We start from the raw sequence: 11334 nt of genomic DNA, 5'->3' as shown, positions 1-11334 counted from the left end.
GCCTCCCCTCCGACCCCGACCCCCAGGAGTCCTCACCATGTCCGTCGTCCTCGTCGTCAACAGCGGTTCGTCCTCGTTCAAGTACCAGCTCATCGAGATGACGACGGAGGAGACGCTCGCCAGCGGCCTCGTCGAGCGGATCGGCGAGGAGACCGGCCGGACGAAGCACTCCCACGACGGCGAGAGCGTCGAGATCGAGGGGCCGATCCCGGATCACACCGCCGGCTTCGACGCAATGATCCGCGCCTTCGAGGAGAACGGGCCGAGCCTCTCCGAGTTCCCGCCCGTCGCCGTGGGGCACCGCGTGGTGCACGGCGGCAAGCGCTTCTACGAGGCGACGGTCGTCACGGACCTCGTGAAGATCAACATCGAGGACCTCTCGGATCTCGCGCCCCTGCACAACCCGGCGAACCTCGAGGGCATCGAGGCGGCGCAGAAGGCGTTCCCGGACGTGCCGCACGTCGCCGTCTTCGACACGGCGTTCCACCACACCCTCCCGCCGGAGGCCTCGACCTACGCGATCCCGGCCGAGCTCGCCGACAAGCACCGCATCCGCCGCTACGGCTTCCACGGCACCTCGCACAAGTTCGTGTCCGAATCGGCCGCCGCCTACCTCGGTCGCCGCCGCTCCGACCTCAAGACGATCGTCCTGCACCTGGGCAACGGCGCGTCCGTCTGCGCGGTCGACGGAGGAGCCTCCGTCGAGACCTCGATGGGCATGACCCCGCTCGAGGGCCTCGTCATGGGCACCCGCTCCGGAGACCTCGACCCCGCCGTCGTCTTCCACCTGGCCCGCAAGGCCGGGCTGTCGATCGACGAGCTCGACACGGTCCTCAACCGCCGCAGCGGACTGCTCGGCCTCTCCGGCCGCGGCGACATGCGCGACGTGCAGGAGGCGTCCGAGGCCGGCGACGAGAAGGCCGCCGCCGCCCTGGAGGTCTACTACCACCGCCTCCGCCACTACATCGGCGCCTACTACGCCCAGCTCGGCCGTGTCGACGCCATCGTCTTCACCGCCGGAGTCGGCGAGAACGTCGCCGCCGTCCGCGCCGGCGCCCTCCGCGGCCTCGAGGGCCTCGGCATCGAGCTCGACCCCGAGCGCAACGCCTCCGGCGACCGCGGCGCCCGCCGCATCTCGACCGACGACTCCCGCGTCGCCGTCCTCGTCATCCCCACCAACGAGGAGCTCGAGATCGCCCGGCAGTCCTTGTCGGTCGTGTAGCGGCTGCGCCGCTGCACGACCCGCGGTCGGCTTCCCGGGTGGTCCCGTTCCGGAGAGCGGGGTGCGTCGGCCTGCCCGGAATCGCTCGCACGCGATTCCGGGTCGCGGCCCTCTGCGCGGGGCGGCTGGTCGGTGGGGGACGGGGCTTCGCCCGTCCGCTCCCAGAGGTCGGGCCCCTCGCCCCCCCCCGCTGGTCGAGTAGCCCCGCAGGGGCGTATCGAGACCCACCCCCCCTCTGCTGGTCGAGTAGCCCCGCAGGGGCGTATCGAGACCCACCCACTCCGGGAGTCGTGGATCTCGATACGCCCGCTTCGCGGGCTACTCGATCAGCAGGGGGGTAGCCCTGCGGGGGCGTAGCGGCATCGACCGTCCCCCAACCGGCTCACCCCTCCAGCACCCGCCCCTCACCCGAGTACACGTTGAACCCCGCCCCCCGACTGAACCCGATCAGCGTCAACCCGGCCCGCCGCGCGAGGTCCACCGCCAGCGACGACGGAGCCCCGACCGCCGCGAGCAGCGGGATCCCCGCCATCACGGCCTTCTGCACGAGCTCGAACGACGCGCGCCCCGACACCTGCAGCAGCGTCCCGCGCAGCGGGAGCCGCCCCTCCCGCAGGCCCCAGCCCACGACCTTGTCGACCGCGTTGTGCCGCCCCACGTCCTCGCGGAGGCACAGCAGCGCGCCGTCGGCGTCGAACAGCCCGGCGGCGTGCACCCCGCCGGTCCGCTCGAAGAGCCCCTGCGCCTCCCGCAGCCGGTCGGGCAGCGAGGCGAGCAGGTCGGTGGACGCCGTCACCGGGTCCTCGTCGACGGTCCACGCCGACTCCGTCGTCACCGCGTCCAGCGACGCGAGCGCGCAGACCCCGCACGAGCTGCTCGTGTACACCGAGCGCTCGCGCTCCAGGAGGATCGCCGCGCGTCCGCCCCGCACGGTCGCGTCGACCACGTTGTAGGTGTTCTCGCCCGGACCGGAGCCGCTCGCGCAGTAGCGCAGCGCCGCGAGCTGGTCGGTGGCGGTGAGGACCCCCTCCGACACCAGGAACCCGGCGACGAGGTCGAAGTCCTCGCCCGGAGTGCGCATGGTCACGCTGAACCGGCGGCCGCCGACGCGGATCTCGAGCGGCTCCTCGACCGCGAGCACGTCCTCCCGGCGACGGGTCGGCTCCGCGGCGCGCACGGCGGTCAGTCGGGTCCTCGCTGCGGCGCGGCTCATGGTGGTCTCCTCCTCGAGCGGTGCTGTCCATCCTCGCACCGGCTGCGTGGTACCGGGCCGCCACTCCGATCACCGGCTGAGCGACGTAGCATGCAGGGATGGTCGACGACGCCGCACCCCGAGAGAGCCCGATCGACGAGCGAGGCCTCACGGTCGGCGCCCGCAAGCACCGCGCGGTCGGGATCCCCGGAGTCGCGCACGCCCTGCAGATCTCGCTGAAGCAGATGGGGCCGCTCCGCAGCGCCGAGACCCTCCTCCGCGTGAACCAGAAGACGGGGTTCGACTGCCCCGGCTGCGCCTGGCCCGAGGCCGACAAGCGCCACGTCGCCGAGTTCTGCGAGAACGGAGCGAAGGCGGTGGCCGAGGAGGCGACGCTCCGCACCGTCACGCCGGCCTTCTTCGCGCAGCACCCGCTCGCCGAGCTCGAGACCTGGGACGACTTCGCGCTGGGCCAGCAGGGCCGTCTCACCGAGCCGATGCTGCTCGAGGAGGGCGCGACCCACTACCGCCCGATCGGCTGGGACGAGGCGCTCGACCTCGTCGCCGAGGAGCTGCGCGCGTGCGCCAGCCCCGACGAGGCGATCTTCTACACCTCCGGTCGCACCTCCAACGAGGCCGCCTTCGTCTACCAGCTGATGGTGCGCGGTTTCGGCACCAACAACCTGCCCGACTGCTCGAACATGTGCCACGAGTCCAGCGGATCCGCGCTGACCGAGACCATCGGCATCGGCAAGGGCTCGGTCAGCCTCCGCGACATCGAGCGGGCGCCGCTGATCATCGTCGCCGGGCAGAACCCGGGCACGAACCACCCGCGGATGCTCACCTCGCTCGAGCGCGCGAAGCGGGCCGGCAGCACGATCGTGGCGATCAATCCGCTGCCCGAGGCGGGGCTGCTCCGCTTCGACAACCCGCAGACCGTGCGCGGCACGATCGGCGGAGGCACCGCCCTCGCCGACCACTTCCTGCAGGTCCGCCTCGGCGGCGACCAGGCCCTGTTCCAGGGCTTCGGCAAGGCGCTGCTCGACCTCGAGGAGTCGCGCGGCGGGGTCTTCGACCGCGCGTTTATCGAGCAGTCGACCGACGGGCTCGAGGCCTACCTCGACGAGCTGCGCGGTACCGCGTGGTCCGAGATCGAGCTCGGCAGCGGGATCGACGAGGCGCGGATCCGCGCGATCGCCGAGCTGATCGCCGCATCCGAGGGCACGATCGTCTGCTGGGCGATGGGCCTGACCCAGCACCGCCACTCCGTCGCCACGCTCAAGGACGTCGTGAACGTGCTGCTGCTCACCGGCAGCATCGGCAAGCCCGGCGCGGGGGTCTGCCCGGTGCGCGGGCACTCCAACGTGCAGGGCGACCGCACCATGGGCATCTTCGAGCGGATGCCGGACGTGTTCCACGACCGGCTCGACGCCGAGTTCTCGTTCTCGTCTCCGCGCGAGCACGGCACCGACACCGTCGCGGCGATCCGCGCGATGCGCGACGGGAAGGCGCGCGTCTTCATGGGACTCGGCGGCAACTTCGCGCGTGCGACTCCCGACACCGCCGTCACCGAGGCCGCGATGCGCTCGCTCGCCCTCACCGTCCACGTCTCGACGAAGCTCAACCGCTCGCACGTCGTCACGGGCCGACGCGCCCTGATCCTCCCGACGCTCGGCCGCACCGACGCCGACGTGCGGGCGACGGGGGAGCAGCGCGTCACCGTCGAGGACTCGATGAGCGCCGTGCACGCCTCGCGCGGTCGCCTCGCTCCGCCGAGCGAGCACCTGCGCTCCGAGGTGGCGATCCTGACCGGCATCGCGGAGCGGCTCCTCGTCGGCCGCGAGAACGCGCCGGTCGCCGACTGGGCGGCGCTGCGCGAGGACTACCGCCTCATCCGCGGGCACATCGCGAACGTCGTCCCGGGCTTCGAGGACTTCGAGGCGCGGGTGAGCACTCCCGGCGGCTTCGTCCTCCCGCACCCGCCCCGCGACGAGCGCCGCTTCGAGACCGCGACCGGCCGGGCCCGCTTCACCGCGAATCCGCTCGAGTACCCGCGCGTTCCCGAGGGGCGGCTGCTGCTGCAGACCCTGCGCTCGCACGACCAGTTCAACACCACGATCTACGGCCGCGACGACCGCTACCGCGGCATCCACGGCGGGCGGCGCGTGGTCTTCGTGAACGCCTCCGACCTCGCCGCTCTCGGCATCGCCGACGGGGCGATCGTCGATCTGGTGTCGGAGTGGGAGGACGGCGTCGAGCGCCGCGCGCCGGAGTTCCGGACCGTCGCGTACGACACTCCGCGCGGGTGCGCCGCCGCCTACTACCCCGAGACCAACGTGCTCGTGCCGCTCGACTCGACGGCCAGGATCAGCGGGACACCGACCTCGAAGTCGGTCGTCGTGCGGCTCGAGCCGGTGGCCTGACCGCTACCAGGGCAGCGGCAGCAACCGGACGGAGTCGCCGACCCGCGCGCCGCCGGGCGGCACCACCGCGACGGCCTCCGAGGCCGCGAGCCCAGTGAGCATGTGCGAGCGGATGCCCGCCGCGGCCCGCCAGCCGCCGACGCCGAGCGCGACGGGCACGAGCACGGTCGTCCCCGGTCTGCCGAGCGGCTCGCCCAGAGTCCCGGTGCCGGGAGCCCGCGGCGTCGCTCCGGCGGCGGCGTCCAGCGCCGGAGGGAGGAACGACAGCGCGGCGAGCAGCGCCGCGAGCGGGTTCCCCGGCAGCGCGATCACGAGCGCGCCTCCGGGCAGCACCGCGAGCATCGTCGGGTGACCGGGACGCATGTCGACGCCGTCCACCAGCACCACGGCACCGGCGAGGGTCAGCGCCCGTCGCACCGAGTCCGCCCGCGAGCGCCCGGTCCCGCCGGTCGTCACGCGGATCGGCGCCGAACCCGCCGAGAGCCGCGCGGCGATCGCGTGGTCGTCGTCGCCGAGCCGGTCGATCTCGCCGATCGCTCCTCCTACGGCCTCGACGAACGAGGGGAGGAGCGGAGTGAACGCGTCGCGGACCCGGCCGGCCACGGGCGCCCCCTCGGTGTCGATCTCGTCGCCGGTGAGGAGGAGGTCCACGAGGCTCGGGCGGCGCACGCCGACGCGGTCGACGCCCGCGACCGCGAGCAGTGCGAGGTGCGCCGGAGTGAGGCGGGTCCCGGCGTCGACCAGCACGGTGCCGGCGGAGGCCTCGTCCCCGGCGCGGCGCACATGGCGCCCGTGCGGCAGGTCCGCGGCACTCGAGAGCACTCCGTCTCTCACGACGCCCTGCTCGGTGGGCACGACCGCGTCGCACCAGGCGGGCACGACGCCGCCCGTGACGATCGGAGCAGCGACCCCGACGGCGAGCCGCCACGGACCAGCCCCGCGCACCGCCCAGCCGTCCATCGCCGACGAGTCGTAGTGGGGGAGCGGGCGGGTCGTCGCCACAGGCCCGGCGAGCACCGCTCCGCGGGCCGCGAGGAGCGGGACCTCGACGGCGTCGCCGACCGCGACGGCCTCGGCGGCGCGCCGTCGGGCGTCGTCCCAGTCGGTCGCCTCGTGCCGGTGCGCGCTCATCCCCTCATTCTGGCCGGAGCCCGGGCGGGGCCCGCATCGCGCGGACCCCGCCCCTCGCTCAGCCGAGGTACCCGTTGGGGTTCAGCACGAACTTCTTGGCCGCTCCCTTGTCGAAGTCCGCGTATCCGCGCGGAGCCTCGTCGAGCGTGATCGCGGTGGCCTGCACCGCGTCGGCGATGTGCACCCGGTCGTGCAGGATCGCCATCATCAGCTGCCGGTTGTACTTCATCACCGGGCACTGACCCGTCGTGAAGGACAGCGACTTCGCCCAGCCCAGACCCAGCCGGATCGAGAGCGAGCCCTCCTTCGCCGCGTCGTCCACTCCGCCCGGGTCGCCCGTGACGTAGAGGCCGGGGATGCCGAGCGCGCCGCCCGCCGCCGTGATCGACATCAGCGAGTTCAGCACCGTCGCCGGCGCCTCCTGGTGCGAGTCGGGCCCGTTGCCGTGCGCCTCGAAGCCGACGGCGTCGACTCCGCAGTCGACCTCCGGCACGCCGAGGATCTGCTCGATCTGCCCGGCCGGGTCGCCCTTCGAGACGTCGACGGTCTCGCAGCCGAAGGAGCGCGCCTGGGCGAGCCGCTCCTCGTTGAGGTCGGCGACGATGACGACGGCCGCGCCCAGCAGCTGGGCTCCGACCGCCGCGGCGAGTCCGACCGGGCCCGCTCCCGCGACGTAGACCGTCGATCCGACGCCGACCCCGGCCGTCACCGCGCCGTGGAAGCCGGTGGGGAAGATGTCCGAGAGCATCGTGAGGTCGAGGATCTTCTCCAGCGCCTGGTCGCGGTCGGGGAACACGAGCAGGTTCCAGTCGGCGTAGGGCACCATCACGTACTCGGCCTGGCCGCCGACCCAGCCGCCCATGTCGACGTAGCCGTAGGCGCTGCCCGGTCGGTCGGGATTCACGTTCAGGCAGATGCCCGTCTTGCGCTCCTTGCAGTTGCGACAGCGGCCGCAGGCGATGTTGAAGGGCACCGAGACGATGTCGCCGACCTTCACGAACTCGACGTCCGGTCCGACCTCGACGACCTCGCCGGTGATCTCGTGACCGAGGACGAGGTCGGAGGGGGCGGTGGTGCGGCCGCGGACCATGTGCTGGTCGGATCCGCAGATGTTGGTCGAGACGGTGCGGAGGATCGCACCGTGCGGCAGCTTCCGGCCGATGTTGGCCGGGTTGACGCCCGGACCGTCCTTCAGCTCGAAGGTCGGGTAGTCGATGTCGATGACCTCGACGACTCCGGGGGACTTGTAGGCGACGGCTCTGTTGCCCGACATGGGTGCTCCTTCAGCGCAGCGACCGCGGAGCGCTCGCCCCGCGGGAGCCCTGGCGCCGCGCGGTGATCCGGCCGCGGCGTCGGGGCTCGATCGCACCGTACGCCCGCAGTCTGGAGCGGGATCGAGACTCGGGGAGTACCGTGTCAGGAGTCGTGCGCGCGGCCGCGGATCGCTTCGCGGGACGCCGTCACGACCGCCTCGAGGGCTTCCGCCCCGCCGCCCTGCAGACCCGCCGCGTACCCCGCCAGGAACGTCGTCAGAGGAGCAGCCGGCCGCACCACCCCGTGCGCCGCGTCGCCCGCCAGCGCGAGCAGCGCGTCGCGGCCGATCGGCACCTCGCCGAGCCCGAGAGCGGCGCACAGCTCGTCCCACCAGGCCGCCAGCAGCGCGTCGGTGGAGTCGGCGGGAGGGGCGGCGCTCGTGTCGGTCATCCGCTCATTCTCCGCCGAGGGGGCGCGGGACGTCGATGCCGTGGCTCCTGGCGTCCCCGGGATCGTCGATGTCGTCGGCGGATCCCGCGGGCACCTCGACGAGGGCGACCTCCCGGTCGGCGAGCAGGGCGCGGACCGACGCGCCGTCGGCCGCGCCGAGCCGCCGGAGCGCCGAGACGAGCGAGGCGCGCCGGTGCACCCCGAGCAGCTGTTGGGCTCGGCCGTCGGCGTCGACGGCCAGGACGGAGTCCGCGTCGCTGCGCGCCGCCTCCTCGATCAGCCGCCCGACGGCCGCCGACGGCGCGACGAGGTCCGCGGCGAGGACGAGCACCCACTCCGGGGAGTCCGGACGCTCGAGCAGGGGCAGCGCGGCGGCCAGGCCCGCGACCGGTCCGCCGAAGGGCGGCTCCTCCTGCACGAGCAGAGTGCTCCCCGTCGCCGAGCGGAGCGATCCGGGTCCCGCCACGACGATCCGCTCGGCACCGTCGACCGCCACGAGCGCGGTGGCCAGGAGCGTCGTGCCGCGGTGCACGAGGAGCGGCTTGGCTGCGCCGTCGAGGCGGCGCGCGCGCCCGCCGGCGAGCACGACGGCGTCGAAGCGGAGGAGGGGGGCGGGGTCCGTCACGGTCCGAGGCTACGCGGGGCCCGGGCTCGGGCGACCCGGCTCCGGTGTCGGAGGTCGCGGCTACTCTGTACGGGTGGTAGCAGCCCTGTATCGCCGGTACCGGCCCGAGACGTTCGCCGAGATGATCGGCCAGTCGCAGGTGACCGATCCGCTCATGACGGCCCTGCGCACCAACCGCGTGAACCACGCCTACCTCTTCAGCGGTCCGCGCGGCTGCGGCAAGACCACGTCCGCGCGCATCCTCGCCCGCTGCCTGAACTGCGCCCAGGGCCCGACGGACACCCCGTGCGGCGTCTGCGACAGCTGCGTCGAGCTCAGCCGCGAGGGCCAGGGGTCGCTCGACGTCGTCGAGATCGACGCCGCGAGCCACAACGGAGTCGACGACGCGCGCGACATCCGCGAGCGCGCCGTGTTCGCCCCCGCCCGTGATCGCTTCAAGATCTTCATCCTCGACGAGGCGCACATGGTCACGCCGCAGGGCTTCAACGCGCTGCTCAAGATCGTCGAGGAGCCGCCGGAGCACGTGAAGTTCATCTTCGCGACGACCGAGCCCGACAAGGTGATCGGCACCATCCGCTCGCGGACCCACCACTACCCCTTCCGCCTCGTGCCGCCGGCGCAGATGCTCGACTACACGCAGGAGCTCTGCGAGCGCGAGGGCGTCGGAGTCGCGGCGGGCGTCCTGCCCCTCGTGGTCCGCGCGGGAGGCGGCTCGGTCCGAGACACGCTGTCCCTGCTCGATCAGCTGATGGCCGGGTCCGAGGACAGCACCGTCGGGTACGAGCGCGCCGTCGCGCTGCTCGGCTACACCCACGGTGCCCTCCTCGACGAGGTGATCGACGCGCTCGCCGAGCACGACTCCGCCGAGGCGTTCGGAGCGGTCGACCGCGTCATCCAGACCGGTCAGGACCCGCGGCGCTTCGTCGACGACCTCCTCGAGCGGCTCCGCGACCTGATCGTCGTGGCCGCCACCGGAGCCGCGGCCGCCGCGGTGCTGCGCGGCGTCTCGCAGGACGAGCTCGACCGCATGGCGGGCCAGGCCCGCGCGCTCGGCCTCGCCGAGCTCTCCCGCATCGCCGACCTCGTCAACGACGCCCTCACCGAGATGACCGGTGCCACGTCCCCGCGCCTGCACCTCGAGCTGATGATCGCGCGCGCCCTGGTCCTGAGCGGCGCGCCCTCGGCCGCCGGCGCCCCGCGCGAGGCCCCCGTGCCGAGGCCCCCGTGCCGAGGCCCCCGTGCCGAGGCCCCGCGCGGCCGACGAGCCGCGCGATCGCGCTCCGGCGGCCCGGCCCCGATCGCGCCCGCGCACCGCATCGAGCGCCCCGCCGCCGTGATCGCCACCGCCGTGCCGGTCGAGGAGGTGCCGGTCGAGACCGTCCCCGTCGCCGCTCCGGCGGCGTCCGGTCCCGACGCCGTCCCCGCGAGCCCGGTCCCGGCGCCGTCCGCCCCGGCACCCTCCGCCCCCGCACCCTCCGCATCCGCGCCCTCCGCCGCCGAGGAGGGCCCGATCACCCTGCAGCGGATGAAGGACAGCTGGCCCGAGATCCTCGAGGTCGTGCAGAAGGCGAAGATGACGGCGTGGCTCGTCGCCTACACCGCGCAGGTGCGCGCCCTGAAGGACGACGTCCTCACCCTCTCCTTCCCGAGCCAGAACGACGTCGACTCGTTCAAGATGGCCGGAACGGCGGGGCAGCCCGGAGTCAGCGAGCACCTCCGCCAGGCCATCCAGCAGGTGCTCGGCCTCCGCGTGAAGTACATCGCCCGCGTCGAGCCGTCGGCCGCCGCTCCCGAGACGGTCCGCGCGGCCGCGGAGGCGCCGCCCGCACCTCCGGCCGCCGCCCGCGCCGTCGCGGCGCCGTCCGCGGCGACGGGAATCGACGGCTGGGCCACCGTGGCGATCCCCACCGACCCGGTCGCTCCCGTCGTCGAGGGCGAGTCGGTGCCCACCCCCGCGGCGCCGCCGAGTGCCCCCGCGCCGCAGCGCGCCGCCGAGCCCCCGGTCGTCCGCAGCGCCCCCGCCGAGGACGCTCCCCCCTTCGACGAGGAGCCGCCGGAGGAGGACATGCCGCCGGTCGAGCCTCCGATGCCCGACTCCTGGGCCGTCGTCGCCCCTCCCGGCGAACCCGCTCCGGCGGTCGCTCCCGAGCTCGTCCGTGCACCCGCCGCGGCCCCCGAGCGTCGGGAGCCGCCCGCGCGCCCGGTGACGCGGACCACCCGCTCGGCCACGGCCGACGGCCGTCAGCGCTACGGCGAGGCCGTGGTCCGCGAGATCCTCGGCGCCCAGTTCATCGAGGAGCAGCCGCACGTGCCGCGCGGTCCCCGCGTGAGCGGCGCATGATCCTCGCGCCGCCCCGTCCCGCCCGTTCCCCCCGCCCCGCCCGCCCCGACAGAGAGGAGGCGACCGCATGTACGAAGGCATCGTCCAGGAGCTGATCGACGAGCTCGGCCGCCTCCCCGGCATCGGCCCGAAGTCCGCCCAGCGCATCGCGTTCCACATCCTGCAGACCGAGACCTTCGACGTCACCCGCCTCGCCGAGATCCTGCTCGAGCTGCGCGGCCGCGTGCACTTCTGCGACATCTGCGGCAACGTGGCCGAGGAGGCGACCTGCGGCATCTGCCGCGACCCGCGTCGCAGCCGCACGGTCATCTGCGTGGTCGAGGAGGCGAAGGACGTCCCCGCCATCGAGCGCACGCGCGAGTTCCGCGGCCTGTACCACGTGCTCGGCGGAGCGATCAGCCCGATCGACGGCATCGGCCCGGATCAGCTCCGCATCCGGCAGCTCCTGCAGCGTCTCGCCGACGGCGAGGTGCAGGAGGTCATCATCGCGACCGACCCGAACCTCGAGGGCGAGGCGACCGCGACCTACCTCTCGCGCATGCTCAGCACGCTCGGCATCCGGATCACCCGGCTCGCCTCCGGCCTGCCCGTCGGCGGCGATCTCGAGTACGCCGACGAGATCACCCTCGGCCGCGCCTTCGAGGGCCGCCGACTCGTCGAGAACTGACATAGGAGGGGACGAGCCCGCCGGCCCGA

Annotated in this window: 9 protein-coding genes; 4 read left to right on the top strand and 5 right to left on the bottom strand. The window is 73.7% G+C overall.

Going from position 1 to position 11334, the window contains the following annotated elements; all coding sequences use genetic code 11:
* The first annotated feature begins 37 nt into the window (after nucleotides 1–37).
* Complete coding sequence (locus C1I63_RS17690; protein ID WP_107575620.1) at nucleotides 38–1222, top strand: acetate/propionate family kinase; 1185 nt, start codon at nucleotides 38–40, stop codon at nucleotides 1220–1222.
* 382 nt (nucleotides 1223–1604) lie between these two features.
* Here the strand turns inward: C1I63_RS17690 and fdhD are convergent, their stop codons facing one another.
* Nucleotides 1605–2435 (bottom strand): formate dehydrogenase accessory sulfurtransferase FdhD, encoded by an 831-nt coding sequence (gene fdhD / locus C1I63_RS17685; protein WP_107575619.1) that lies wholly within the window; start codon nucleotides 2433–2435, stop codon nucleotides 1605–1607.
* A gap of 98 nt (nucleotides 2436–2533) precedes the next feature.
* Between fdhD and C1I63_RS17680 the strand changes: the two genes are divergently transcribed.
* Nucleotides 2534–4837: an FdhF/YdeP family oxidoreductase gene (locus tag C1I63_RS17680; protein WP_107575618.1), complete on the top strand. Its 2304-nt coding sequence runs from the start codon at nucleotides 2534–2536 to the stop codon at nucleotides 4835–4837.
* 3 nt (nucleotides 4838–4840) lie between these two features.
* Here the strand turns inward: C1I63_RS17680 and C1I63_RS17675 are convergent, their stop codons facing one another.
* The 4 genes from C1I63_RS17675 to mobA form a co-directional block, all read right to left on the bottom strand.
* The gene (locus C1I63_RS17675; RefSeq protein ID WP_107575617.1) at nucleotides 4841–5968 is read right to left on the bottom strand and encodes a molybdopterin molybdotransferase MoeA; all 1128 of its coding nucleotides are present in this window, start codon (nucleotides 5966–5968) and stop codon (nucleotides 4841–4843) included.
* Nucleotides 5969–6026: 58 nt separating this feature from the next.
* Nucleotides 6027–7241: a formaldehyde dehydrogenase, glutathione-independent gene (gene fdhA, locus C1I63_RS17670; RefSeq protein ID WP_055791222.1), complete on the bottom strand. Its 1215-nt coding sequence runs from the start codon at nucleotides 7239–7241 to the stop codon at nucleotides 6027–6029.
* 143 nt (nucleotides 7242–7384) lie between these two features.
* Nucleotides 7385–7672, bottom strand: coding sequence for a DUF6457 domain-containing protein (locus C1I63_RS17665; RefSeq protein WP_107575616.1), 288 nt, complete (start codon nucleotides 7670–7672; stop codon nucleotides 7385–7387).
* Nucleotides 7673–7676: 4 nt separating this feature from the next.
* The gene (gene mobA / locus C1I63_RS17660; RefSeq protein WP_107575615.1) at nucleotides 7677–8297 is read right to left on the bottom strand and encodes a molybdenum cofactor guanylyltransferase; all 621 of its coding nucleotides are present in this window, start codon (nucleotides 8295–8297) and stop codon (nucleotides 7677–7679) included.
* Nucleotides 8298–8370: 73 nt separating this feature from the next.
* Here mobA and C1I63_RS17655 point away from each other — a divergent pair, with 73 nt between their 5' ends.
* Both C1I63_RS17655 and recR read left to right on the top strand, forming a co-directional pair.
* Complete coding sequence (locus tag C1I63_RS17655; RefSeq protein ID WP_107575614.1) at nucleotides 8371–10638, top strand: DNA polymerase III subunit gamma and tau; 2268 nt, start codon at nucleotides 8371–8373, stop codon at nucleotides 10636–10638.
* 67 nt (nucleotides 10639–10705) lie between these two features.
* Nucleotides 10706–11305 (top strand): recombination mediator RecR, encoded by a 600-nt coding sequence (gene recR, locus C1I63_RS17650; protein WP_055791233.1) that lies wholly within the window; start codon nucleotides 10706–10708, stop codon nucleotides 11303–11305.
* Nucleotides 11306–11334 lie beyond the last annotated feature (29 nt).

Origin of the sequence: Rathayibacter caricis DSM 15933 (genome assembly GCF_003044275.1) — a bacterium.
Lineage (GTDB): Bacteria > Actinomycetota > Actinomycetes > Actinomycetales > Microbacteriaceae > Rathayibacter > Rathayibacter caricis.
The sequence above is the reverse complement of the archived record's forward strand: the minus strand, read 5'-3'. Positions and strand labels throughout refer to the sequence as shown.